At 60.6% G+C, this 23,962-nt stretch carries 23 protein-coding genes and 2 pseudogenes; 12 read left to right on the forward strand and 13 right to left on the reverse strand.

The genetic code is table 11. The features are described from left to right. The first annotated feature begins 50 nt into the window (after positions 1-50). The 3 genes from NYQ88_RS20310 to NYQ88_RS20320 all read left to right on the forward strand — a co-directional run bounded on the left by NYQ88_RS20310 (position 51) and on the right by NYQ88_RS20320 (position 2,705). Positions 51-941 (forward strand): LysR family transcriptional regulator, encoded by an 891-nt coding sequence (locus NYQ88_RS20310; RefSeq protein WP_275652873.1) that lies wholly within the window; start codon positions 51-53, stop codon positions 939-941. 459 nt (positions 942-1,400) lie between these two features. Then, a complete protein-coding gene (locus NYQ88_RS20315; protein ID WP_275652874.1) occupies positions 1,401-1,808 on the forward strand; it encodes a Hachiman antiphage defense system protein HamA in 408 nt (135 codons plus the stop codon). 3 nt (positions 1,809-1,811) lie between these two features. After that, the gene (locus NYQ88_RS20320) at positions 1,812-2,705 is read left to right on the forward strand and encodes a DEAD/DEAH box helicase (RefSeq protein WP_275652875.1); all 894 of its coding nucleotides are present in this window, start codon (positions 1,812-1,814) and stop codon (positions 2,703-2,705) included. A 182-nt stretch (positions 2,706-2,887) separates the two neighbouring features. On the opposite strand, the gene NYQ88_RS20325 is transcribed toward NYQ88_RS20320, so the two are convergent. Beyond that, positions 2,888-3,127 carry a hypothetical protein gene (locus NYQ88_RS20325; protein WP_275652876.1) on the reverse strand — a complete coding sequence of 80 codons (240 nt, stop codon included), beginning with the start codon at positions 3,125-3,127 and terminating at the stop codon, positions 2,888-2,890. Between the two features lie 852 nt (positions 3,128-3,979). Here NYQ88_RS20325 and NYQ88_RS20330 point away from each other — a divergent pair. Further along, positions 3,980-5,182 (forward strand): IS256 family transposase, encoded by a 1,203-nt coding sequence (locus NYQ88_RS20330; RefSeq protein WP_024849733.1) that lies wholly within the window; start codon positions 3,980-3,982, stop codon positions 5,180-5,182. 234 nt (positions 5,183-5,416) lie between these two features. Here the strand turns inward: NYQ88_RS20330 and NYQ88_RS20335 are convergent, their stop codons facing one another. The 3 genes from NYQ88_RS20335 to NYQ88_RS20345 are packed head-to-tail and all read right to left on the reverse strand — an operon-like array spanning position 5,417 to position 9,278. Continuing rightward, a complete protein-coding gene (locus tag NYQ88_RS20335; protein WP_275652877.1) occupies positions 5,417-6,229 on the reverse strand; it encodes a hypothetical protein in 813 nt (270 codons plus the stop codon). Between the two features lie 2 nt (positions 6,230-6,231). Then, positions 6,232-8,268, reverse strand: coding sequence for a VWA domain-containing protein (locus NYQ88_RS20340; RefSeq protein WP_275652878.1), 2,037 nt, complete (start codon positions 8,266-8,268; stop codon positions 6,232-6,234). 23 nt (positions 8,269-8,291) lie between these two features. Beyond that, complete coding sequence (locus tag NYQ88_RS20345) at positions 8,292-9,278, reverse strand: hypothetical protein (protein ID WP_275652879.1); 987 nt, start codon at positions 9,276-9,278, stop codon at positions 8,292-8,294. Positions 9,279-9,580: 302 nt separating this feature from the next. On the opposite strand from NYQ88_RS20345, the gene NYQ88_RS20350 reads away from it, so the two are divergent. From NYQ88_RS20350 to NYQ88_RS20385, 8 genes and pseudogenes are all read left to right on the forward strand, one after another. Next, on the forward strand, positions 9,581-9,982 hold the full coding sequence (locus tag NYQ88_RS20350) for a molybdopterin-dependent oxidoreductase (RefSeq protein ID WP_275652880.1): 402 nt from the start codon (positions 9,581-9,583) through the stop codon (positions 9,980-9,982). Then, complete coding sequence (locus NYQ88_RS20355) at positions 9,964-11,790, forward strand: PAS domain-containing sensor histidine kinase (protein ID WP_275652881.1); 1,827 nt, start codon at positions 9,964-9,966, stop codon at positions 11,788-11,790. Before NYQ88_RS20350 ends, NYQ88_RS20355 begins: the two co-directional genes overlap by 19 nt. Continuing rightward, entirely contained in the window at positions 11,787-12,440 is a 654-nt protein-coding gene (locus tag NYQ88_RS20360; protein ID WP_275652882.1) for a response regulator, read from the forward strand. The genes NYQ88_RS20355 and NYQ88_RS20360 overlap by 4 nt, the downstream gene beginning before the upstream one ends. A 256-nt stretch (positions 12,441-12,696) precedes the next feature. Continuing rightward, positions 12,697-14,040 (forward strand): magnesium transporter, encoded by a 1,344-nt coding sequence (mgtE, locus tag NYQ88_RS20365; RefSeq protein ID WP_275652883.1) that lies wholly within the window; start codon positions 12,697-12,699, stop codon positions 14,038-14,040. Between the two features lie 172 nt (positions 14,041-14,212). Continuing rightward, complete coding sequence (locus NYQ88_RS20370; protein ID WP_275652884.1) at positions 14,213-15,334, forward strand: hypothetical protein; 1,122 nt, start codon at positions 14,213-14,215, stop codon at positions 15,332-15,334. Positions 15,335-15,391: 57 nt separating this feature from the next. Then, entirely contained in the window at positions 15,392-15,748 is a 357-nt protein-coding gene (locus tag NYQ88_RS20375; RefSeq protein ID WP_275652885.1) for a universal stress protein, read from the forward strand. A gap of 54 nt (positions 15,749-15,802) precedes the next feature. After that, complete coding sequence (locus tag NYQ88_RS20380) at positions 15,803-16,276, forward strand: universal stress protein (protein WP_275652886.1); 474 nt, start codon at positions 15,803-15,805, stop codon at positions 16,274-16,276. Positions 16,277-16,435: 159 nt separating this feature from the next. Beyond that, positions 16,436-16,738 (forward strand): annotated as a pseudogene (locus tag NYQ88_RS20385) (ParB/Srx family N-terminal domain-containing protein); the annotation flags it as partial. A gap of 177 nt (positions 16,739-16,915) precedes the next feature. Here the strand turns inward: NYQ88_RS20385 and istB are convergent. The 9 genes and pseudogenes from istB to ccoO all read right to left on the reverse strand — a co-directional run bounded on the left by istB (position 16,916) and on the right by ccoO (position 23,960). Continuing rightward, complete coding sequence (gene istB, locus NYQ88_RS20390) at positions 16,916-17,644, reverse strand: IS21-like element helper ATPase IstB (protein WP_275654968.1); 729 nt, start codon at positions 17,642-17,644, stop codon at positions 16,916-16,918. Then, positions 17,644-18,138, reverse strand: a pseudogene (locus NYQ88_RS20395) (IS21 family transposase); the annotation flags it as partial. The pseudogene NYQ88_RS20395 and the gene istB, both read right to left, overlap by 1 nt. A 598-nt stretch (positions 18,139-18,736) precedes the next feature. Beyond that, the gene (ccoS, locus tag NYQ88_RS20400) at positions 18,737-18,880 is read right to left on the reverse strand and encodes a cbb3-type cytochrome oxidase assembly protein CcoS (protein WP_273534786.1); all 144 of its coding nucleotides are present in this window, start codon (positions 18,878-18,880) and stop codon (positions 18,737-18,739) included. After that, the gene (locus NYQ88_RS20405; RefSeq protein ID WP_275652887.1) at positions 18,877-21,096 is read right to left on the reverse strand and encodes a heavy metal translocating P-type ATPase; all 2,220 of its coding nucleotides are present in this window, start codon (positions 21,094-21,096) and stop codon (positions 18,877-18,879) included. The genes ccoS and NYQ88_RS20405 overlap by 4 nt, the downstream gene beginning before the upstream one ends. Positions 21,097-21,104: 8 nt before the next feature. After that, on the reverse strand, positions 21,105-21,908 hold the full coding sequence (locus NYQ88_RS20410; protein ID WP_275652888.1) for a DUF2189 domain-containing protein: 804 nt from the start codon (positions 21,906-21,908) through the stop codon (positions 21,105-21,107). Between the two features lie 18 nt (positions 21,909-21,926). After that, positions 21,927-22,130, reverse strand: a complete 204-nt coding sequence (locus NYQ88_RS20415) for a hypothetical protein (protein ID WP_273534789.1) — start codon at positions 22,128-22,130, stop codon at positions 21,927-21,929. After that, positions 22,127-23,011 (reverse strand): cytochrome-c oxidase, cbb3-type subunit III, encoded by an 885-nt coding sequence (ccoP, locus tag NYQ88_RS20420; protein ID WP_273534790.1) that lies wholly within the window; start codon positions 23,009-23,011, stop codon positions 22,127-22,129. The genes NYQ88_RS20415 and ccoP overlap by 4 nt, the downstream gene beginning before the upstream one ends. Then, a complete protein-coding gene (locus tag NYQ88_RS20425; RefSeq protein ID WP_273534791.1) occupies positions 23,008-23,172 on the reverse strand; it encodes a cbb3-type cytochrome c oxidase subunit 3 in 165 nt (54 codons plus the stop codon). The genes ccoP and NYQ88_RS20425 overlap by 4 nt, the downstream gene beginning before the upstream one ends. Positions 23,173-23,177: 5 nt before the next feature. Then, positions 23,178-23,960, reverse strand: coding sequence for a cytochrome-c oxidase, cbb3-type subunit II (ccoO, locus tag NYQ88_RS20430; RefSeq protein WP_275652889.1), 783 nt, complete (start codon positions 23,958-23,960; stop codon positions 23,178-23,180). Between the last annotated feature and the right edge of the window lie 2 nt (positions 23,961-23,962).

Genomic DNA, 23,962 nt, shown 5'->3' on the forward strand with positions numbered 1-23,962 from the left:
ATGATTATCTGCTATAATGTGCATCTGGTTTGAAGCAGGGCTAAACAATCATGCGACAAAACTTCAACGACCTGGCCGCTTTCGTGACAGTGGCAAAGGCCAAGAGCTTCACCAAAGCGGCTGCCGAGTTGGGTATCTCACCATCGGCAGTTAGCCAGACGATGCGGCAGCTTGAAGAGCGGCTTGGCTACCGTCTTCTGACGCGAACCACCCGCAGCGTTTCCACCACGGAAGCAGGTGAGAGATTGTTCGTTTCAGTTGCCCCCCGCTTCGAGGAGATAGACGCCGAGCTAGAGGTGCTGGGCGAGATGAGGGACCGACCAGCTGGTCTGGTACGGATCACATGCAGCGAGTTTGCCGCAGAGACCATCGTCTGGCCCAAACTCAAGCGCGTATTGCCGGATTACCCTGACATCACCTTGGAATTGTTCATCGAACATGGGTTCACGGACATAGCCGCAGAACGCTTCGATGCAGGGGTCCGCTTGGGGGAAAGCGTGGCCAAGGATATGATTGCCGTGCGGATTTCTGCGGATGGGCGACTTGTACCGGTGGTCACGCCCACTTACTTCGAGAACCATCCGGTTCCCGAGACGCCGCAGGATCTTGTGCAACATCAATGCATCAACCTGCGGCTGGCCACCCAAGGGGGGCTCTATGCCTGGGAGTTCGAGAAGGATGGCCGGCCTGTTCGAGTGCGCGTCGAAGGCAACATCATTTTCAATTCCATCAAGCCGATGGTCGATGCAGCCCTGTCCAACTTCGGCATCGCATTCGTGCCGCAGGATAGCGTCGATCATCATGTGAGGGCGGGACGGCTCGTCCAAGTCCTACAGGACTGGTGCCCGCCGATACCAGGGTTTCACCTCTACTACCCAAGCCGCCGCCACAACTCACCGGCTTTTCAAATCATCCTGGAGGCCCTTCGGCACAGAGACTAAGCTATGCGCGGCAGCTTTCGTCCGTGGCAGCCTGATACCGGACAGTCCGCAATCCTGAAGAGTTTCGGCTGCCGATAGGCGCCCGAAAGTCTGGGATGACCGAACCCGCGATCCGCAGGCTCAGCGCTATGGGTAATTCTGGATTTGGCCGGCTTGGGAACAGCGCTGAGCGAGTGCGGGAGGCGATGCGGCTGGGGCGAACGGGTCGATGAAGGGGCCGATGCAGGGGCACTTGCGGCGGTAGATGTGGCCCATAGCGGGTGCCATGGCGGCCCGGCCATTGAGCGGCGCAAGATCTCCAGCAGGCCGCGACGCTGGCATCGCAGTCTGGGCCGATATTGGATCATGCCGGGTCATGGGCGTTCTCCCGGTTTGATGCTGGTGCTGCAGGCGGTGCCCGCGGTTGGCGCCAGGGCGCGAAGGTCTCGATGATCACCATGGTGCCGCCACAGCAGGGGCATGATGGACCTGGGTCTGCAGGCTCTTCGCATGCGGGTTCTTCCGGTGCTGGCGCTACCTCAAGCAGTTCACGGGCATGCGCGAGACAGCCCTTGCGGGATGTGTTCCCCGTCAAAACCTCATCACTCGATCGATCACCTCAAGTCGCGCATCCATGTGCCGATCCTGATCATCCACCAGTGCACTATCACCTCCGCGAATACAGAAATCAGCGCGCAATACCGCCAACAGATGACTGAGCATCACCAAGAGCGCGCCGAGGCCTATTTTTCAAAGCAATTCGCGAAGTCCGGTAGCCTACATAAGTACGACAGCGTGAATTTCCACGCGATCCTCGTGCCCGTTCCCAATAAAAAACTGATCGTGGATGCCTTCACCAAGCAGGCCGCGCTACTCAAGGGTGTGTAAGCGATGGACGTTTTCGACACCTGCCACGAGATAAATGACCGCCTGAACAACCGGGACGAGGTCGGCGCACCAAACATCTTGATAAAGCTGCTAAGCGAACTGGAGCCTGGTCGGCAGCCGTATCCAGAAGTCCTGAACCAGATGATCCGAGGGACTGGCCTCTTTCCCTATATGCAGCTGGACAATGTTTCCTGGGAGCAGAGATACGTTCACGCTGCGTTTGAAGTGGACGTCGGGAATGGCCGCGCGACGCTCCATCGCGAGCAATCTCTGGTGCTCGGCAAATTGTTAAGAGGTTCAAACCTTGCAGTCAGTGCCCCAACGAGCTTCGGAAAAAGCTTCATCATCGATGCCTTCATCGCACTGAACCGACCCGACACCGTGGTGATAATCGTCCCCACCATCGCCCTTATGGACGAAACACGGCGTCGTATTTTCAAGAAGTTCTCTCGGGAATTCACGATTATCACGGCTCCGGATACGGATCTGGGCAGGCAGAACATTTTCATATTCCCCCAGGAGCGCGTCTTCGGGTACCTCAGCAAGATCGAGAGCATTGATCTGCTGGTTGTCGATGAATTTTATAAAGCCAGTAAGGTCCACGATAAGGAGAGATCCCCGTCGCTCATAAAAGCGATCATTAAGCTCTCCAAGAAAGCGAAGCAGCGGTACTATCTGGCGCCAAACATCAAGAAGCTCGCGAGCAATGTCTTCACTGACGACATGGAGTTTCTTGAGCTCCTGGATTTCAATACGGTCTTCCTGGAGAAGCATGAGCTCTATCACGAGATTGATGGCGACAACGATCTCAAGGCAGAGGCACTCGTCAAAATTATCAAGCCGCGAACTGCAAGGTCCCTGATCTACGCGGAATCGCTCGCGTCGCAGATATCGTAACGGGACAATTGGATGTCGTAGATCGCCCCCACACCAACCACTTTGCGAAGTGGCTCAGGCAAAACTACCAGTCTGACTGGGTCTTGGCCGATCTCATTGAGCGCGGAACGGGCGTACATAATGGCAGTATGCATCGGTGCCTGAGCCAAATCCAAGTCAGGCTCTTCGAGCATGAACGAGGGCTAGACAATATCGTTTCGACGTCGTCCATCATCGAGGGGGTGAACACGTCGGCCCAGAATGTGATCATCTGGCGCAGCAAATTGGGCCGGCAGAAGCTCAAGGACTTCTCGTACAAAAATATCATCGGACGCGGCGGCCGGATGTTTAAGCACTTTATCGGAAACATTTACCTTCTGGACGCGCCGCCGGAGGACGAAGTCATCAAGGTCTGTCCTGTTGCGCAACTCAAGATGATGCATGACAGGCCCCGGCGTCCATCGCGGAGATCATCCCGATGGACAGACACAATCGCAGCCCCGCGGAGGGTGGCGCGCGAAGCAGCCCCTACGACGACGTCACCAACAAGATTATCGCCTAGCTGGAGCAAGGACACCGGCCCAAAACCTTCTCGCTAGGTATACAGCCTCAACAGGTTTCCTCTGCTTTACCGAGGCTACTGGCGGGGTTTTGAACTTTAGGCTGCCGGGCCGTGCGGTCTTTGTCCATTGTAGCGATGCAGACAGACTGGCAGTTCTGCAGCGCGAAAGGCGGAACCAGGATAAGCCACGGCATTTCAACTAAGAGCATCGTGAGGCAAAAATTCGCTCTACCGCCCGCTGCAATCAATACCTAGGGTAGCGCCATTCCCGACGGGTGCGCCATCCTGGTTGACCAGCACCAGATCGTTGACCGTCAGCTTTTCGCCGGCGACCTCAATCTCGAATTCCTGCGAAACGACACGACCCGCCTGAATCGTCCGCTCAGGGCTGGCGTAGGGACGATCGACACCAAGGCCAATTGTCAGCGCATTTGCCGTTGACGACAGTTCGAAGAAGAACTTTTCGCCGTCGGGTGCTGTTCCAGGGCCGCGGATCTCGATGTCGTAAACTCCGTCCTGCTCGTAGAATGCGCATGTGGACGGGGTGAACTCGTAGCGACCGGCGGCGGTTTCCAGAGCGGTCGTGTCCCGGGACGTGGTGTAACTGAGGTGGTCAAGCCGCTCGCGAGCGCGCCATTAGGAGCGCCGTAGCGAGCGAGCGGCTGGGTGGTCATCGACGGATTTCCGGTAAGGTCTGGTTGCTTACGCCAACCCTGTACCTGAAGGACCACCGATGACCGACTCGATGATGAACCTGCGCTCGCTGGTAGAGAAGGCCCCCGACGCCGATATTCTGCGCGAGATGATTGGCTTTGCTGCCGAACGGCTGATGGAAATGGAAGTGGGTGCCGCCACTGGCGCCGGCTATGGCGAAAAGAGCGCCGAGCGGCGGGTCCAGCGCAATGGCTACCGCGAGCGGGACTGGGAGACCCGGGCCGGCACGGTCGAGCTGCGCATCCCCAAGCTTCGCAAGGGCAGCTACTTCCCTGGCTTTCTGGAACCTCGGCGGCTGGCCGAGAAGGCGCTGACGGCGGTGATCCAGGAGGCGTATATCCAAGGCATCTCGACCCGGTCGGTGGACGACCTGGTCAAAGCCATGGGCATGAGCGGCATCTCAAAGAGCCAGGTCAGCCGCCTGTGCGAGGAGATCGATGGTCGGGTGAAGGCTTTCCTTGAGCGGCCGATCGAGGGCGACTGGCCCTACCTGTGGATCGACGCCACCTACCTCAAAGTGCGCCGGGGCGGCCGCATCGTCTCGGTGGCCGCCATCATGGCCGTGGGCGTCAATGCCGATGGCCGGCGCGAGGTGTTGGGCATGGAGATCGGCACCTCGGAAGCCGAGGCGATCTGGACCGAGTTTCTGCGCAAGCTGACCCGCCGCGGCCTGCGAGGCGTGAAGCTGGTGATCTCCGATGCCCATGAGGGCATCAAGGCCGCCGTCACCAAGGTGCTTTGCGCCACATGGCAGCGCTGCCGCGTTCACTTCATGCGTAACGTCCTCGCCCATGCCGGCAAGAGCGGTCGCCGCGTGGCCAGTGCCTTTATCGCCACGGCCTTCGCCCAGGAGACGCCGGAGGCGGCCAGCACCCAGTGGCGCGCCGTTGCCGACCAAATCCGCCCTCGCGTGCCCAAGCTTGCCACCATCATGGATGAGGCCGAGCACGACGTCCTCGCCTACATGAGCTTCCCCAAGGAGCATCGGGCCAAGTTGCACAGCAACAACCCGATTGAACGGGTGAATGGCGAGGTGAAGCGCCGGACCGAGGTCGTGGGCATCTTCCCCAACGAGGACGCAATCATCCGCCTCGTCGGCGCTATCCTGCTCGAACAGAACGATGAATGGGCGGTTCAGCGGGCGAGATATATGACGCTGGAATCCGTCGCCCCGTTGAGCGATGATCCCCTCGTCAGCTTGCCGGCAGTTCCCGCACGCTGACCAGCCCGGCCAAGCCGGATATGCGTGGAGGCCAAGCCTCAGTTACACCACGCAGTGGGGCACGATCTCCAGAGCACCCGACCCGGCAGCGGGAAGGTTCTTTGCTTTCGGCGCTTCCGCCTCTGCACTGCACCCTGCAAGCATCAGGCTGGCGCACGAAACGACCAGAAGAGCACAGCGCGTGTGCCGCCGCTGCGCTCTAGATTTTTGCGTGAACATTTCGCTCTCCACGATCTATGGATATGACCAGCCGTCGTGCTCAACGCGAAAAATCCGCAATGGCGCGCCGGGTTTGGTGGTGTCGGCGCGCAGGTAGAAGACCGCGCGCTGGTCCTTGCCGAAATTGGTGAAGTCGACATTGATGGTGATCATGCCGCGCAGCATCGGCTGGTCGGGGTCGGGCATGGGGTCTTCGATGGCGCCGTCGAAGTCCTGCGCGCCATACAGAGGGTGCGCACCGACATTGCCGGAAGACAGCCAGGCGACGATGTCGTCGGTGAAGTAGTTTCTGGATACGGCAGGATCGAATGCGCTCGGCAGAATGCTGTTTTCCGACTGGAACTGGCGTTCGTAGAGCTCACGCACCAGGTCCTGCGCCTGAGCAACCGGATCGATGCCGGGGGCTGCTGCATAGGGTTCGGGCGCTGGCTGTGCCGGGCGGGACTTTGTCGCTGCGGCTGGGGGCTCGCTGCCATCGGGGGTGATATAGCGTTGCGCCACCCAGCCCGCCTTGCTCATCGCCTTGTTGCGCATCAGACACCAGCGGGGCGGCAGCGCGCTGATCTGCGCCTGCGTCATCTCCATGTAGTGGGCCGCGGTGTAGAACGGAACACAGGTGATCTGCTGCATGTTGCGTTCATTGTGGGCGAATGTCTCGATCACCGGATAGTTGGTGCCGGGGCCCATCCGGGCATTGAGAACATCGTTGCCGGAGACGCCCGTGACCTGCCAGGCATCCGGGCCGTGGCCATCGATTTCGGCATGGGCGGCAGACGCGGCCAGGCCGAGCGCCATGACAAGCAATGCAGCCTTGAATGTGTGTGTCATGGTCATTTCACCTCTACGATCGCACGGCCCAGAACCTTGCGGCCGCTGACGTCAAGAAACCGGATTTCATAGGTTCCGGCCTGTGCCGCCATTTGCAGTTCCAGCGACTTTTCCGCCCCGACCTTGTGCGCGGCAATCCAGCTGAAATCGGCCTGATCGGTGCGGGCAAGGGCGACGCGCTGGTCAGCGCTCCCGGCTTCCGCGCGCCACGACACGGTGATTGTCTCGCCGGCCCCGGCTTCTGCCGGTGCCGCCAGTCCAGCCCCGTCATCCAACGGCGCGTCTTGCGCCACCACTTCCAGCTGGTGGCTGGCAAGAGTGCGGGCGCCTTCGCGCAACACATAGCGGATTTCGTAAAGCCCTGTTTCGGCCGGCGCCTTCATCTCGACGGCACGGGCGTCCCGAACCCGGACATAGTCGGCATATTTGCCCTCGGCGGTCCCGGCGGGAACAATGGTGATATAGTCCTCGGGGTGGATCGAGATCGACCAGATCACCTGAATCTTGGTTCCGGCCCGCGCGACATCGGGGCCGCTCACCGTCACTTCGGCTTCAACGACTTCCACAGGGGCGGACGCCATGGTGCGGCCCCCTTCGCGCAGCACATAGCGTACTTCGTAAAGACCCGGCTCTGCTGGCCCGATCAATCGGCTTTCGGTTACATCGCGCACGCGCTGATAGTTGGTGTATTTTCCTTCCTCGGCTCCCGCGGGAACGATGGTGACATAGTCTTCCGGATGGATCGACGCCGACCAGGTCACCTTGAAGCTTGCGCCGGTGGTCACCTCTTTCGGCGCGGCGACCCCGATCTCGGCCTCAACGACCTCCACAGGGGTCGACGCCATGGTGCGGCCCCCTTCGCGCAGCACGTAGCGTACTTCGTAAAGACCCGGCTCTGCCGGCGCGATCAATCGGTTTTCGGTGACATCGCGCACGCGCTGATAGTTGGTGTATCTTCCTTCCTCGGTTCCGGTGGGAACGATGGTGACATAATCTTCTGGATGGATCGACGTCGACCATGTCACCTTGAAGCTTGCGCCTATGGTCACCTGTTGCGGCGCAGTGATACCGATTTCGGCCTCGACGACCTCGACGGGAGTTGCTCCAAGGGTATGGCCATCTTTCCGTGTGACGTAACGTACCTCGTACAGACCGGGCTGGGCGGGCGCGATCAACCTGTTTTCGGTGACATCACGCACGCGCTGATAGTTGGTGTATTTTCCTTCCTCGGCTCCGACCGGAACGATGGTGACATAGTCTTCCGGATGGATCGAAGCCGACCAGGTTACCTTGAAGCTTGATCCGGTCGTCACCTGTTCCGGCGCCTGGATCGCTATTTCCGCTTCTGGCTCCGGCTCCGGCTCCGGCTCAGGCGCCACTTCGGCCTCTGGCGGTGTCATTGGCTGCAAGTCCATCACCGACTGGACATGAGCCAGTGCGGTCTTCAGCTCATCGGCATTCTGGGCCGGAACGAAGACGCCGCCGGTGTTTTCGGCAATACAGGCAAGGCTTTCATGGGCCTGATCCTCAAGGTCGAAGCCGACGACGTGGGTCGTGAACTTCACGCCCTGGCTGGCCAGCTGCTCTGCCAGCGCGCAAGGGTCGGCCTGACAGGTTTCCAGGCCATCGGAAATGAGCACCACAGTGGCGGGGTTGTCGCGATAGGACAGGAGTTCCGCGGCGTGCTGAACGGCGGCGGAAATTGGCGTCTTTCCTTTCGGGCGGATGCGGTTCACCGTGCTGATGAAGCTTGCCCGGTCGAGCGGCCCCGGCTCGATCAAGGTCTCGATGTCGCGGCAGTCGCCTTCCGAGCCATGCCCGTAGGCGACGAGGCCGAGATTGGTGTCGTCGGACCAGCCGGTCACGAGATCGGCCATCACGTCGCGCGCGATCTCGATCTTGCTGGTGCCGTCGATCTGGCCCCACATCGAGCCGGAGGCGTCATAAACGATGACCACGTCTTCCGCCGCTGCGGCGACCGACAGGGGCGTGGTGATGGCGATGGCCGCGACCAGTGCTGTCTTCAGAGCTTTCATCATGATGTTTCGTTCCGTAGATTGTTTCATGCTGGCCGCACATCGCCATTGCCGTGGATGCCGGATCCAGCCGACGCCCCCATGGCGCGCGCCTTCAGCTTGCGGAATTTGCCTGACATCTGTTCCAGCCGCGCATCCCATTCAGGATCGGGCTGCTGATTTTCGATGGTCTTGAAGAACACCTGCATCAGGCAGGCGATGGCGAATGGCTCCAGCAATGCCGCCTTGACGCTCCAGGCAAACAGCAGCGCAAACACGAAGCCACCGGCCGCCCATGCGCCGGGCATCACGTAGACGACGAGCGCAGCTGGCGCGAGCATGACCAGAAACACCAGAAAGCTCATGAAATAGACGATGATCGCCAGCCACGCGGCATTCTTGAGCATGACCTTGTAGTTCTGCCCGTAAAGCACCAGCGCTTCCCGTGCCGATCCCCAGGCGTTGGTCGAGCCGGTGCGGATTGCATAGGCCAGGATGACTTCGTCGATAAAGCCGACGGCAACCCGCAGGAAGGCATGCAAGATGCCGGAAATCTGCCTTGCGCCCGGTATCGGCAGAATGGTCAGGATGCCGCGCACCAGTCCGGTGATCGCGCCGATCACGCCTTTGACCAGCTGGTCGATGGCAAACAGGACGCTGGCCTCGGCAAAGCGCTGCTTGACCACGGCGGTGGCATGGCTGACCTGTGATTTGCCGTCCGGCATCGGCTTGCCGTCGATCAGTTCGACCAGCACCGCGATATGACCTGCCTTGACGATGTAGAGGATATATTCGCGCGCCCAGTACATCGCGATCCCGAACATGCCGAAGCCCATCGCGCCGCCCCACAGCGTCGCATTTGCCTGAAAGCCTTCGTCACCGAAGCCGCCGACGCCATAGCCAATGCCTGCGCCGGTTCCCGTTACCAGAACATAGCCAACCGCAATGCCGAAATAGACCGCCATCCGCAGCACGATGAACGGCATGGTCCGTGCCATCATTGCCAGCGCATTGCCGACGCTGAAATCCCACATGGTTTCCCCTGCCTCCCAAATCGCTGCATCAAGCCTAGCAGGGGCAAAGCAGGCATGCCCCGTCCATTTGGATAGGGACATGGTGGAAAGCGTGAGTATAATCGGCCTTCAGGGTTCTGCGGCAGGAAGAAGATCGGAGAGGCAGCAGCACGCTGTCTTTATTTGAAGATTGGGGGCTGGGCGTCGATTTGCGGAATTTTACTTTTTCTAGTCTGGCACTCATCTCGCTTTACAGTGTGATGATTGCCGAGTGTTTTGGGCAGTCACAGCCGCCGCCTCCGCCCGCTGCACCCGTTCTTTCGGTGTACGGCGCTCTTTCCAGCGCCGATGCCGACGGAGCGGCGCATTTCGACCTCGAGATGTTGCGCGCCCTGCCTGCGGCCCGGCTTGAGACGACGACCGCCGTCACCGATGGCGTGCGTCGTTTCGATGGGGTCTTGATGCGGGATCTTCTGGCGCATGTCGGCGCGCAGGGAAAAACCCTGACGGCGAGAGCCCTGAACGATTATGCGATCGAAATCGCGATCGAGGAATTCGACCGTTTCGACGTCCTTCTTGCCTATGAAATGGATGGCGAGCCGCTGTTGCCGAGCGACAAGGGGCCACTCTGGATCGTCTATCCGCGCGACCGGCATGCCGAACTGCAGGATATCCGCTTCGACTATCGCTGGGTGTGGCAATTGCGATGGATCGAGATCAGGTGAACAGGCGCGCGCGTTCACTGCTGGGCGTGGCGCTGCCGGTTTCGGCCATCATCATTTTTGTGGTGCTGCTGGCATTTTCGCTGATGCGCCTCTCCGATATTGAGCGAAACATGCGCCTTGAGGCCACGCAGAACATGCTGTGGGTGATCTCGCGGGCACATGTTTCAAGTCTTCAACTGGGCGAGGCTGTCGCCCGAAGCGTGGCCGGAGAGGTCGACCCTGCCGGGATGGAGCTGCGTCTGAACGTCTTTCTCAGCCGGCTTGCACTGCTGGACGACGGTCCGCAGCGTCGGCGGATGGAGCTGCTTGGCGCGTCTGCCTCTCTTGATGCATTGCGGGGAAGCCTGCCCGAACTCGCCTCCTTGCTGAAGAGCGCCAGTCCGCAGACGATGCCGCGCATCAGGGCTCTGTTGTCTCCCTATAATGCCGCGCTCACCGAAGCAGCCAACAAGGCGATGGTGGCCGAATGGGACGATCTCGGCTCCACGCTCGACGCCACGCGCAAGCAGCTTTGGCAGATCATCATCTCGATGATCGGCATATCGCTGGCGGGCACTGTTCTTTGCGTCCACTTTGTTCTGGCCATCCGCGATGCCAGGCAGCGCACCCGCCTGCTGAACCAGGAAAAGGCGTTCTCCGAACTTCTCATCGGGTCCAGTGGCGAGGGTATCATCGCTGTCGACATGGAGCGTCGTTGCACGGTCTGGAACGAAGCCGCCGAACGGCTGTTCAATGTGAGCGCCGGTCGGGCGACGGGTGTGGCGCTGGACGATCTGTCAGGCTTCTTCGAGGTGGACAGGATCGAGAAGGCCATCGGCGAGGCGCTGCGGGGCGGGGCTGTCGCACTGCTCGACCAGCCGTTCTTTCCAGATCACCAGTCCGAGCCGCTCTATGTCGACCTGCGCTGTTTTTCACTGCGCGATGGTGGCCGCATCATGGGCACGATCCTGCTGATCTCGGACGTCACCGAACGCCGGGCAGTCCAGCGTGAAATCGCCGATCATCGCGATCATCTGGAACAGTTGGTGCAGGCACGCACGCAGGAGCTTGACGCGGCGCTGACCAGAGAGCGCGCGACCGCGGACCTCTACCGCAACTTCGGCACGATGATCTCGCACCAGTTCCGCACGCCGCTCGCGCTCGTCGATTCAGCGCTTCAGCGGCTCATCCGGCGGCGCGATCACCTCACGCCGGCAGAAATACTCGAGCGCGGCACGCAAGCTCGCAGTGCCATCGCGCGCCTGGTCAGGCTGGTGGAAAGCACCCTCGACGCGGCGCGGCTTGACGCCGGCCAGATCGAGGTTCGAAGCCAGGCTTGCGATCTTGGCCTTCTTGTTGCGGACATCTGTACACGGCAGGCTGAGGATCTGGGCGGGCGACGGATCACGGTCACGCCGCCGGTTGATGGGCCGCCGATTGCCTATTGCGACCCGGTGCATGCGGAGCACATTCTGACAAACCTTTTGTCCAATGCGGTGAAATATTCTCCGAAAGAGACATTGATCGGCATCGGTTTTACCGTCGAACAGTCGCGTATAGCCTGCATCGTGACGAATACCGGATCATTGGGAGGAGCGCTCGAGCGCGACGCGCTGTTTGACCGCTATTATCGCGGCAGCAACACCGAAGGCTGTCCCGGCATCGGGGTCGGCCTTTATATGGCGAAAGCGCTCGCGCGTCTGCAGGGGGGCGACGTGTGCTTGCAGGCTTCGGAGCCGGGAACGGTCCGCATGGCGATGATGCTGCCATGCAGCGCCTGCGGGTCCGGTGTCGTTGCGGCTGCGAGCGTGGCACAGGAGCCGGCATGATTTCGGCGGCTTCCACGAGCGAACGGCCATACGTAATCCTCTGCATTGAGGACGAAGCGCAGTTGCGCCGCGACATCAGGGATGAGCTGATCGAGGCAGGCTATCAGGTCATCGAAGCTGGCGATGGCAGAGAAGCGCTCGCGATACTGGAAAACCAGCGCCCCGATCTGGTTCTGTGCGACATCTCCATGCCGGGGCTGGATGGCTATGGTGTGCTTGAGGCGCTGCGCCGAAACGAACAGGAACATGCGGAAATTCCATTCCTGTTCCTGTCGGCGCTGGGCGATCCAAGGCACATAGTCGATGGCAAGCGACTTGGCGCTGATGATTATCTGGTCAAGCCGATCGATTACGATCTTCTGCTGGCGACCATCGAGGCGCGGCTGCGTCAGATCGGGCGAATCAGGTCGGCACGGCGGGCCGAGTTGCAGCAGGCTGCTTGCGACCCGGGGACTCTGGCGCGATACTATGGCCTCACCCCGGCGGAAATGCGTATTACTCTGAGGCTTACACAAAGTAAGACGCTGGCGCAGATCGCTGCTGAGCTTAGTGTATCCAGAGCTACCGTCGCATTCCATATGCGCAACATATTCCAGAAGACTAATACTGGCAGACAGGCTGAATTAATTTGTCTGCTGCTTAAGAAATAATAAATCTTAAAATACGTTTTCGCACATATCTATATGCCCGACTCTATCGATTCGCTTCACCTGTCTGGGGAGCATGTTTCCCATTCTCTCAAGCAGCTTCTGATATCCATCGCAAGCGACCGGAGCCAGCAGGGGATAAGTTAAACAAACTCGCGGACGGTGGCAAAAGGGGAATGATGACAATATCCAGCCTTGTGCTGTGTCATCAGCTTCACCAGAGCGGTCTTCTCATATTGTCTGCACAAAAGGAGGCCCTATGCCCGAGAACAAAGTACACGAGCTTGTCAGCCTGTCTTTTAACGATGACGTTCGAGAAAGTTCTGTCAGCCTGGCCAACGAGCATCCGGCCGACATTGCCGCTGCATTGCAAGAAACCGAACCGGCGCGTGCGTGGTCGATCCTGAGGGAAGCAGCCAAACCGCGGCAGGCTGAGATATTCGGCTATCTCGCCCTCGATTTTCAGGCGCAGCTCGCCACGATCACGCCGCGCGCCGATCTGGCGGCCATCTTCATGGAGATGAACGCTGACGACCGCGCCGACCTCTACAAGAAGCTGACGGACGAGCAGCGCGAGGCGCTGATGCCCGCTCTTGCGCAGGCCGAACGCGAAGACATCAGGCAACTGGCCGCCTATGAGGAAGGCACGGCCGGCGCGCTGATGACGTCGGACTACGCGTCTCTGTCGCCACAGCTCAATGCGAAGCAGGCGATTGAAATGCTGCGTCATGAAGCGCCCAACAAGGAAACCATCTACCGCGCTTATGTCGTCGACGCCGAGCGCCATCTGCTCGGCTCAGTCAGGCTCCAGGATCTCATTACCGCACATGGCGACGTCAAGGTCGCCGATCTGATGGAGCGCAACACCCGTGCGATTCCAGTCAATGCCGACGTCGAGGACGCCGCCCGGAAAATCGCCCGCTACGACGTGATTGCGCTGCCGGTGATCGACGCGCAAGAGCGGCTGGTCGGCATCATCACCCATGACGATGCACTGGACGTGATGGAAGCGGAGGCGACCGAGGATTTCCAGCGGTTGGGAACCGTCACCAATCTGGATTCGAGCGTTGCGACCGCAACCGTGCCAATGCTCTACCGGGCGCGCATCGCCTGGCTGATGCTGCTCGTCTTCGGCAACATCTTTTCAGGGGCAGGCATAGCCCATTTCGAAGACACGATCGCCGCCCATCTGGCATTGATGTTTTTCCTCCCGATTTTGATCGCGTCGGGCGGCAATGCTGGCTCGCAATCCGCAACCTTGATGGTGCGGGCGCTGGCGACCGGCGATATTCGCATTTCCGACTGGGGCCGTGTTCTGGGCCGCGAACTGGTGGTAGCGATACTGCTGGGGCTGAGCATGGCGGCGGCCATCGCCGTTATTGGCGTCTTTCGTGGCGGCCCCGACATTGCGATCGTGATTGCGCTGTCGATGGTGGTGATCGTCATCGCCGGCAGCATGATCGGCATGCTGCTGCCGTTTATCCTCAGTCGCTTCAATATGGATCCGGCCACTGCCAGCACGCCATTGGTGACCTCAATCGCGGACGCCACCGGCGTTCTGGTCTATTTTTCGATCGCAAAAGCAATTCTTTCGCTGCCTTGAGCAGAAATTCCGGGCCGCTGGTCGCGAGAAGGTGCTTTCCGCGCGCACACCATCTATGGTGCGAGCAAACAATCGAAGATCATGGCGAGATCCGGTTCCATGCGGCACAAGCGCTGGCAGCCGGTGCATAATTGCGGATCAGCTTATTCGTCAACACCAATAAGGAGACTTCATGCTTTATGTAGACATTCCCACGCGAAGCGAATTCGCAACTTTGTCCAGGGCGCGCGCGGATGCCTGCGTTTCGATCTACGTCAGGACCACGCCGGTCACGCAGGAGGTGGCAGCATCCCGGATCGAGTTCGGCAATCTCATGCGCGAGGTCCAGTCGCAGCTTCAGGACGTGGGCTTCGACAAACGGCGTCTCGCGGTCCTCATGGACAGCTTGAGCGACCTGCTCGACGACGATGAGTTCTGGCGCTTTCAGGCAAACAGTCTAGCCGTGTTCGCGACGGCGGACTCGATCCGCGCCTATCGGCTGGCCAATGATCTGACCTCGATGGTGCAGGTTTCCGACCGTTTCCATCTCAAGCCGCTTTTGCGCGCCGTCACCTTCCCACATTCAGCCTTCATCCTCGCCCTTTCGGAAAACGCCGTCCGCCTTGTCGAGATGCATGCCAATCTTGCGCCGCAGGTGGTGAAGGTGCCCGATATGCCCAAGGATGCTGCGTCCTCTGCCGGCAAGTCGACCTTGAACGACCGCACCTTCAGTGGTCGCATTCATGGCTCCGAAGGACAGAACGTCCGCCTTCAGCAATATGTCCGCAAGGTTGACGCCGCACTTCGCCAAGTATTGTCTGGTCGCGAGACCCCGCTGGTTCTTGCCGCCACCGGCAGGCTGGCGTCGCTCTTCGCCCAGACCTGCTCCTATCCGCATCTTTTGAAGGATACGATCGCCGACAGCCCTGACCAGTTCAGTGAGGCGCAGCTTGCCAATAAGGCCCGACCCATCCTCGATAAGGCTTATGCATCCGAAATTGCCGACATCCATGCGCTGTTCGACAACCGTGCCGCGGACAACCGCGCGACGACCGACATGGCGGACGCCGCGCGGGCGGCAACCTTTGGTGGCATCGACACGCTGCTCATCGATATCGACACCACCGTTCCCGGCTTTGTCGATGATGAAAGCGGCGCGGTCACCTTCGTCGAGAAGGATGACGCAAAGGCCTATGGTGTTGTCGATGAGATCGCGGCACGTGCGCTGGCGAGCGGCACCCGTGTCATGGGTGTGCGGCGCGAGGATATTCCAGGAAAGGGTGAGTTGGCCGCGGTTCTACGCTATCCAGTCTAGTAACCGCGGGAGGAGCCCATACCGCTTGGCTCCTCCCCTCATGTCAGGAAATCCGGCGTGACGATCAAAACAATCATTGCAGCGATCGCCCTCGAAAATGGTGAGCAGCAGGTAGCGCGCCGCGCGATCCGGCTTGCAGTCGACCACGGGGCCAAACTCGTGCTGGCTCATGCGATCGAGAGCCTTCCGGAATCCGATCCCGACTTTCCGGCCCCGGCCAACGAGGAAGCAATCGCTAACGTGCTGGAGGCAGAGGCTATCGCATCACTCAAGCAGATGGCCGAGAGTGCGACGGTTCAGACAGAAATCGAGGTCGAATGCGGCAAAGCCGACCAGTTTATCGAGCGTCTGATCCGCGACCACGCTGCTGATCTACTTGTCATCGGACCAGGAAAGCCTCAGAATCTGCGCTAAAGAATATTCGGCTCGACCGCCGACCGGGTCGTCCGCGCCGGGGTATGTCCGATCGTGGTCGTCAAGCGCGCGGCCGACGAGCCATACCGCCGTGTGATTGCGGCCATTGATTTTTCCCCAATGTCGTTTGCGGCAGCACAGAGCGCCGCGCAAATAGCCCCCTCGGCGAAACTTGAGTTGATACACTTCCTCGAGATCCCGCTTACGTTCGAGCAGGCCATGCTGAAAGTGGGAACCTCTCAGGCCGAGCTCGACCAATATCGTCAAGCCAAAGCAAGGACTGCCTACGTAGAATTGTGCTCTATCCGTGCAGATCTCGCTCTGGCAGGAAAAACCCGGGTCGTTCGCGGCGATCCCGCCACGGCGCTGGTTCGGCTGGCGAGGAGCGGAAGAACAGACCTCATCGCGCTCGGCATTCAAGGAAAGAGCGCGGTATCCAAGTTGATTTTGGGCAGTGCCGCGCGCCGCGTGCTCGCGGCTTCCTCGTGTGATGTGCTTCTGTCAGGTGGTGCAATTTCGAGGGATTGACGCGGCATGAAGTGCGGGCGCAAGCTAATGCGGTGCGATACAATGTGACGGGCTTCGCGCCGAGGCGGGGCCCGAAGAGTGAAAGGAGGGATGGGAGATTCGTGACGGGCTGATAGCCGGAGAGAGAGGCTCACCGGCGTCCGTCATGGAGTAACTGACATGGCCACTGCCGTTCAGAAGATCACCCTGTCGTCCTCACGCGACATTCCCTTCAACAAGCTGGTGCTCAGCCAGTCCAACGTCCGGCGCGTCAAGGCCGGGATCTCGGTCGACGAGCTGGCCGAGTCCATCGCCCGGCGCGGCCTGATCCAGTCCCTGCATGTCCGCCCGGTCGTGGATGCCGAGGACAAGAAAACCGGCATGTTCGAGGTGCCCGCCGGCGGTCGCCGCTTCCGGGCACTGGAACTGCTGGTCAAGCAGAAGCGCCTCGCCAAGGTCGCGCCGGTTCCGTGCGTGGTGTCGTAGGGCAGCGCCGACGTGCTGATTGACAGAATTTCGCTCATGCCACTGTCAATCGGCGCCGGATAAGGACCCCCTATCGGCGTGCAATAGGGACCCCCTCAGATCGGTTTGAGCTGGTCCGGCGCGGCAGAGCTGGCCAGGATTGCGGCGCTGTGCCGGACCAGCGGGCATGGTGGGCTAGATACGGTTTTTAAAGCGCCAGCTGTCATTGCCGGTTTCGACGATATCGCAGTGATGAGTGAGCCGGTCGAGTAGCGCCGTGGTCATCTTGGCGTCGCCGAAGACGGTCGGCCATTCCCCGAAGGTCAGGTTGGTGGTGACGATGACCGATGTCTGTTCGTAGAGGCGGCTGATCAGGTGGAACAGCAACTGGCCACCGGATTGAGCGAAGGGCAGATAGCCCAGTTCATCGAGCACAACGACGTCCTTGCGGCCCATATACTCAGCCAATCGTCCCTGCCTCCCAGCGCGGGTCTCGGCTTCGAGCTGATTGACCAGATCAACAACGTTGAAGAAGCGCGCTCGCGCGCCATTGCGGATGCAGGCGCGGGCAATGGCAACGGCCAGATGGGTTTTGCCGGTCCCGGTGCCGCCAACCAGCACCACGTTACGCTGGGCGGTCAGGAAGTTGCCGGCAGCCAGGTCATGGACCAGGGTCTCGTTGATGCCGGTGCCCTCGAAGGTGAAGTCCTCGATATCCTTGGCGAGCGGCAGCTTGGCGATACTCATCTGGTACTTGATCGATCGGGCCTGCTTCTCGGCAATCTCGGAGGTGAGCAGATCCGAGACGATGCGGATGGGCTGATGCTCGCGCTTGATGGCCGTGGCGATGATCTCGTCATAGGCGTTCTTCATGCCATAGAGTTTGAGCGCGCTCATGGTGGTCAGGATCTCGGAGCGTTCCATCATATTGCCCTCCTCAGGCTGTCGTAGCGAGAACAGTCGGCCGTCGGCTCGATGCGGAGCCGAAGGGCCTGCGGGGTGTTCAGGACCGTGACCGGGCTGCGTGGTTCACGATGCCGGGCCAGGATGTTGAGCACGATATCGGCTGAGCAAACACCTTCGCGCAGCGCCTCGGCACAGGCAGCCTCGACCGCTGGCAAGCCATCGCTAAGCACCGCGGTGAGGATGGTGACCATCTGCCGACCACCATCGGTTGCCGAGCTTAGCCGACGTCGGATCTTCTCGATGCTGGCCGGCAGCACCCAGTCCTTAAAGGGCGCGCCATTGCGCCAGGCGCCAGGCTTGCGCGCCAGGACCGGAACATAGTGCCGGGGGTCATAAACGGTCTGGTCGCGACCGAAGCTGCGGGCATGCTCGCCGACCACCCTGCCGTCCTGGCGCAGCTCGACCCGATCGGCATAAGCCCGGATCTCGACCGGGCGCCCCACGGCATTGGCCATGACCCGCTGTGCGTTTCAACCGGCGATCATGACCTCGAAAGAGTCGGTGGGATCTTAAACAATGCCGAACTAGGGGTCACATGACGGCTAAATAAGACGCCGCGATTGCTGCGAGGAGGGCTGCCAGACTGGGGATGAGCACTATCGCGCCCGAACCCAAGGCTAGGATCGCCGCCCAGCTGAGCGATCTTTCGAATATTTTTGGCATGTCTCATCTCTGGTTGTTCACAAATCAGGCGGATAGCGTTGTAAAGGTCCCGGCAGATTAACCTAGTAGGCGCAAATAATCACCGAGTGTATTGCCGTGGATCAAAGCTCTTTGATCTCCATGGTTTCGGTCAAGGCAGCTCAGGTTTGAGCTTTCATGTGCAGGGCACTCACCTTTTATAGAGGACCTTGGACTCTGTTAAACTGGCAATTGTTGAGATGGGAACCTAGAAGATTCGCGAACTGCTTAACCTCACATATCGACCCCGCCCAGTTGCGCCACCTAGGATCCACTGCGCCTTATGCACAAATGCATGATGCGGCGCTACCTTTGCGCTAAAGAGTGTCGCACCTACCAGAATGCGGCTTAGAATGGTCCGCTCCAGAGCTAAGTGTCATCTTCATCGAGGATGCGCTCGGCGGCGCCTTGCAGGTCATCATACTGCCCAGAGCGTAACGACCACAGAAAGGCGCCAAGGCCCAGCAGTCCAAGGCCAAACGCAATCGGTATCAGCACGATCAACACGTTCATGGCATCACGCCGGCGGATGTGGAAACGGCCCGCAATGTCTCTGGCGGCGGGGGGACGCGAAGGCGCAGAGCATTGCCGACTACGATCACGGATGACAAGGACATGGCGGCCGCCGCAACTAGAGGGGTTGCATAGCCCAGGATGGCCACTGGTACTGCGATTGCGTTGTAAATCACCGCAAAGCCCAAGTTCTGTCGGATCAAACGCTCGGCATCCCGGGCAACGGCTCGCGTATGGGAAACTGCAGAAAGGCTGTCCTTGAGGAAGACGAAATCGGCAGCGTTGCGTCCGACATCGGCAGCGCCCGACGGCGCCATGGACACGTCGGCGCCGGCGAGGGCAGGCGCATCGTTAAGCCCATCGCCCACCATCAGCACGCTGTGTCCCTTGGCGCGCAACGACGCGATTAACTCAAGCTTGCCGGCGGGCAGCACGTCGCCGAACGCATCATCCACTCCAATTTCAGCAGCTACGCGGGCGACTACTGCCGCTTCGTCTCCCGACACCAGCATCACCTTGAGTCCGTCAGCCTGCAGTGACGCGACGGTGGTCTTGACGTCTGCCCGCAATTGATCCTCGAAGCGGAAGGCGGCAAGCATTTCGCCGTTTTGTGACAGAACAGTGCCTCGCGCAGCTCCAGGCTCATTAAGGGCCCAGTCGGCGCGGCCGAGGCGATAAAGATCCTGCCCTATCCAACCCTCGACTCCCAGGCCAGCCCTCTCGGCGACGCTGTCAAGCACCACCGCGTCGGGTTGATCGGCAGCTTCCACCAGGGCCACCGACAGCGGATGGCGCGAACTGGCCGCCAGGGCTGCGGCAATGGCCATGGCCGGGCGCGCGATATCGAGGGCATTGAGCAGGATCGGCCTGCCCACGGTCACGGTACCCGTCTTGTCCAGCACTACGGTGTCAATGGTGGCAATGCGCTCGAGGCCAGTGCCGTCCTTGGTAAGGATGGAGCGTTCAAACAGCCGGCGCGCTGCCACCACCTGCACGATCGGAACGGCAAGCCCCAGGGCGCAGGGGCAGGTGATGATCAGCACGGTGATCGCCACGCTGATCGAATGGTGCCAGTCGCCCGACAGCAGCACCCAGCCGCCAAAGGTCAGCAGCGCCGTGAGATGGACAACCGGCGAATATAGCTGGGCCGCGCGATCGGCGATGCGCCGATAGCGGGCGCGGCCACCCTCGGCAGCTTCCATCAGGCGGACCATCTCGGCGAGGAACGAGTTCGCCGCAACCGCCGTGGCGCGCATCTGCAACGGGCCGGTGAGGTTGAGCGTCCCGGCGCGCAAGGCCGTCCCTACTGAGGCGAGCTGCGGCATTGCCTCCCCAGATACCATCGCTACGTCCACGTCGGAGCTGCCATGTTCGACCACGCCATCCACCGGCACCCGGTCACCGGCTACCAGAACGATGCGGTCGCCCACCTCGATCTCGCCCACCGGCACATATTCGCGCGTGTCGTCTGACCGCAGGATATTCGCGCCGCGGGCGGCGAGCCGCGCCAGACCCCGAACCGCCGTGCGCGCCCGTTCGCGCATCATGTGATCGAGTGTGCGCCCGATCAGCAGGAAAAACAGCAGAGTGACCGAGGCGTCGAAATAGGCGTGGTGCCGCTCCGTAAGTGTCTCGAAGACGCTCAGTGCGAAGGCAAGGATAACCCCCAGTGAAATGGGAACATCCATGTTGGTGCGGCCATGGCGCAGCGCCTGCCAGGCCGAACGAAAGAACACCTGGCCTGAATAGGCCAGCGTCGGCAGCGCAATGAGTGCCGAAATCCAGTGAAACAGCTGTCGAGCCTCGTTGCTGGCCCCAGACCAGACGGAAACTGACAGCAACATGATGTTGCTTGCCGCAAAGCCCGCCACCGCCATGGCGCGGATCAGCTTGCCGAGTTCGGCATCCTTGGCTTCGGGCAGATCGTCGCAATAATTGGCGGGATAGCCAAGGCGATCGAGCGTACGTCGCAGCGGCGGGGGCGCATCGCGGCCCTGCCACTCCACCGCGACACGCCGGGTGGACAGGTTGACCCTTGCATTCTGGACGCCGGGCAAGGCGTTTAGGGACTTTTCCACACGCCGGATGCAGACGCCGCAATGGACGTCGGGCACAGACAGTTCGGTGCGGAACGTGCCGCTCTTGAGCGGGCGGCTCGCCAGCAGCAGTTCATCACTGCCGGTATGTGCTTCCGCGCTCGCGGCCATCACCGTCATCGCTGGCCTCACCTGATGGCTTTGTATGCGTGCCAGGTGGCATGCCCGAGCAGGGGGAATACGATGATCATGCCGATCAATGCCGTGGCAACGGAGAGGGCGACCAGCACCATGACTACGGCCCCCCAGGCGATCATCACCCAGACATTGTTCCACACCAGGGCAAAGCTCACGCCCATGGCGGTGAGGGCGTCGCTGCGCTCGTTGAGCAGCATGGGTATGGAAAAGACACTGACGGCAAAGGCTAGCGCGGCAAACAGTCCACCCACGATGGTGCCGGTAAACAGCAGGCCCCATCCCAGCGGGGTGGTGACCAGCAGGATCAACATCTGGTCAAAGCCGGGAAAGGCCTTGTAGCCAAAGAACAGGGCGTAGAGCAACACCGCAGCCCGCATCCAGACCATCATCAGCAGCATCAACAGCAGGCCGGCAAAGATAACTTGAGAGCCCGACCTAGCCTTGGTGACAAGCATGCGATCAAGGTTGGCGCGTCCGCCCTCCTCAAGAATCCGGCTCTTTTCATAGAGGCCTATGGCTATCACGGGCGCCACGATCATAAAGCCCGACAGGGCCGGGAAAAGCACATAGTCCCAGCCGAAGGTGAACATGACATAGATCAAGAGCGCCGACAGTGCCGCCACCAGTACCCCATAGGCAAGGCTTTGCAGGGGGTCGCGCCACAGGTCTTGCCACCCCGCACCGAGCCAGGTGAACACGATCGAGAGCGGGAGGTGCCGCTGCTTGTTCGGATCAAGGGTCTCCTTGACGGTCGAGGTTTCCGAGAGGAGGCCGTAGTGGTTGGCGTCGGACATCTTTTTCTCCACAAACCGTCAGCAGGAAGACTTGGCGGCGCTGAACTGCCCGGGCGTCGCCACACCGGGCTTGCCATGTGCCACGCACTCGGGCTGCGACTGCAGCGCCACGTAGAGCAGGTGTGCATTGGCAGCGAGGAAGATGCCCATGACCGTCAGCACGATCGCGGCGCCGATGGCAAGGCGCCGCCAGGGCGGCGCCGACCCAGCCCGCGCCGTCATGGCGAGGCCATCCCCAATACATAGACATAGAGAGCCAGGGTCTTAATCTCAGTTGCTGTCAGACGCTCGTCCCAGGTCGGCATGTGGCCGGTCCGACCGCCGTGTACGGACTCGATGATGTCTTCTATAGTACCACCATAAAGCCAGGCCGCATCGGTCAGGTTCGGCGCTCCGATATCGGCTATGCCGGCGCCGCTTTCACCGTGACATCCAGAGCAATTATCGATGAACAATTGCTGGCCCGCTGCAATGGTGTCGACATTATCAACCGTCGAATATTCGGGCTGGCTCATTGAATAAACATATTGGGCCACTTGACGTACTTCGGGCCGGCTCAGCGTGGCGTCGCGGCCAAAGGCGGGCATTTGCGAGGTGCGGGATTCATCATGGCGGGTATTTATGCCCACGCGCAAGGTTTCTGCGATCGCTTCCGGGCTACCATCGCCCCATAGCCAGTCGCCATCGGTGAGATCAGGATAGCTGCTGCGCCCGGTGCCGTTGAGCCCATGGCAGGCAGCGCAGTTGTCGCCAAACAACTGCCGCCCGCTCTGCGCTACGTTGGTCATCAGTGCCTCGTCGGCCTGGATCTGATCGAAGGGGAGCGCGGCAATCTGCGAGGTCCAGGGTTGGCGGGCCCTCTGATTACCCACGATGACCTGTTCCACCGTTTCTCTCTGGTCGATCCCCAGAATGCCCTTGGTATACGTCCAGCCAAGCGGAAAGGCGGGCATCAGGACCCACCATACCAAGGCGAACAAATGCGTGACGACGATGAACCATAGGATGCCGCGCGGAACAGGTGTATCCAGCTCCTTGATGCCGTTCCACTCGTGCCCAGTGGTCTGCTCCCCACTGACCGGGTCAATCTCGGTCTTGCTCACGGACGATCCTCCTCGCGCAACACGGATGTTTTGGCGGCGTCGAACTTCTTCCGGTTCCTGGGCCAGAAAGTATAAACTAGCACGGCGGCGGTCATGGCCAGCAGGTAGAACAGACCCCAGCTCTTGGCGAAGGCGGTGAGTGTCGCATAATCGAAGGACATGATCGCTACTCCTCTGCCTGGTCCACTGCAGCTCCGGCTGCAACGGGGTCGGACGGCAGTTCAGGCGCGGCCGTGTCGAGATAAGCGGCATCGGTGAGTTGGCCCAATACCTGCAAGTAGGCGATCAGGGCGTCCAGTTCCGTAACGCTGGTGGTTACGCCATCAAAAGCGCTGATCTGGGTCGCCTCGCCATAGCGCTCGACCATGGCATAGGCATTGTCGGAGTCGGGCGTCGCCTGTCCGAGGGTGTCTCGGGCGGCTTCGGCGATCATTTCGTCGGTATAGGGCACGCCCAGCGCCTGCTGTGCCGCCAGATGGGCGGAGAGGCTCGATGCATCCACCTGCGTGCGTGCCAGCCACGGATAGGCGGGCATGTTGGATTCGGGCACGACGTCACGCGGATTGTTCATATGCATCGCGTGCCAGACATCGGAATACTTGCCGCCAACGCGGGCCAGATCTGGACCGGTGCGTTTTGATCCCCACTGCATGGGTCGGTCATACTGCGACTCGACAGCAAGGGAATAAGGGCCGTAGCGGTCTACTTCATCCGCGAGCGTCCGAATCATCTGGGAATGGCAGGCGTAGCAGCCTTCCCGGATGTAGATGTTACGACCGGCCAACTCGAGCGGGGTATAGACCCGCATGTCTGGTACTGTTTCGACGGTCTCGTCGATCGTGAACAGCGGGGCGATCTCTACGATGCCGCCAACGCTGGCAGCGGCGATGATGAGCAGGACGAAGCCAATTGCGTTGCGTTCGACTTTGCGGTGAAAGAACTCGGCCATGA

The organism is Devosia sp. SD17-2 (genome assembly GCF_029201565.1).
Taxonomy (GTDB): domain Bacteria; phylum Pseudomonadota; class Alphaproteobacteria; order Rhizobiales; family Devosiaceae; genus Devosia.

Bases quoted from the DNA above. Each gene is read 5' to 3' on its own strand.
- NYQ88_RS20415 (WP_273534789.1), bottom strand. From the start codon at position 22,130: ATGACGGCGCGGGCTGGGTCGGCGCCGCCCTGGCGGCGCCTTGCCATC.
- NYQ88_RS20335 (WP_275652877.1), bottom strand. From the start codon at position 6,229: ATGACACACACATTCAAGGCTGCATTGCTTGTCATGGCGCTCGGCCTG.
- NYQ88_RS20320 (WP_275652875.1), top strand. From the start codon at position 1,812: ATGGACGTTTTCGACACCTGCCACGAGATAAATGACCGCCTGAACAAC.
- NYQ88_RS20315 (WP_275652874.1), top strand. From the start codon at position 1,401: ATGATGGACCTGGGTCTGCAGGCTCTTCGCATGCGGGTTCTTCCGGTG.
- NYQ88_RS20330 (WP_024849733.1), top strand. From the start codon at position 3,980: ATGACCGACTCGATGATGAACCTGCGCTCGCTGGTAGAGAAGGCCCCC.
- NYQ88_RS20405 (WP_275652887.1), bottom strand. From the start codon at position 21,096: ATGACGGTGATGGCCGCGAGCGCGGAAGCACATACCGGCAGTGATGAA.
- NYQ88_RS20310 (WP_275652873.1), top strand. From the start codon at position 51: ATGCGACAAAACTTCAACGACCTGGCCGCTTTCGTGACAGTGGCAAAG.
- NYQ88_RS20410 (WP_275652888.1), bottom strand. From the start codon at position 21,908: ATGTCCGACGCCAACCACTACGGCCTCCTCTCGGAAACCTCGACCGTC.
- NYQ88_RS20370 (WP_275652884.1), top strand. From the start codon at position 14,213: ATGCTTTATGTAGACATTCCCACGCGAAGCGAATTCGCAACTTTGTCC.
- ccoO (WP_275652889.1), bottom strand. From the start codon at position 23,960: ATGGCCGAGTTCTTTCACCGCAAAGTCGAACGCAACGCAATTGGCTTC.
- NYQ88_RS20425 (WP_273534791.1), bottom strand. From the start codon at position 23,172: ATGTCCTTCGATTATGCGACACTCACCGCCTTCGCCAAGAGCTGGGGT.
- NYQ88_RS20355 (WP_275652881.1), top strand. From the start codon at position 9,964: ATGGATCGAGATCAGGTGAACAGGCGCGCGCGTTCACTGCTGGGCGTG.
- ccoS (WP_273534786.1), bottom strand. From the start codon at position 18,880: ATGAACGTGTTGATCGTGCTGATACCGATTGCGTTTGGCCTTGGACTG.
- mgtE (WP_275652883.1), top strand. From the start codon at position 12,697: ATGCCCGAGAACAAAGTACACGAGCTTGTCAGCCTGTCTTTTAACGAT.
- istB (WP_275654968.1), bottom strand. From the start codon at position 17,644: ATGGAACGCTCCGAGATCCTGACCACCATGAGCGCGCTCAAACTCTAT.
- NYQ88_RS20360 (WP_275652882.1), top strand. From the start codon at position 11,787: ATGATTTCGGCGGCTTCCACGAGCGAACGGCCATACGTAATCCTCTGC.
- NYQ88_RS20345 (WP_275652879.1), bottom strand. From the start codon at position 9,278: ATGTGGGATTTCAGCGTCGGCAATGCGCTGGCAATGATGGCACGGACC.
- NYQ88_RS20340 (WP_275652878.1), bottom strand. From the start codon at position 8,268: ATGATGAAAGCTCTGAAGACAGCACTGGTCGCGGCCATCGCCATCACC.
- NYQ88_RS20325 (WP_275652876.1), bottom strand. From the start codon at position 3,127: ATGCATCATCTTGAGTTGCGCAACAGGACAGACCTTGATGACTTCGTC.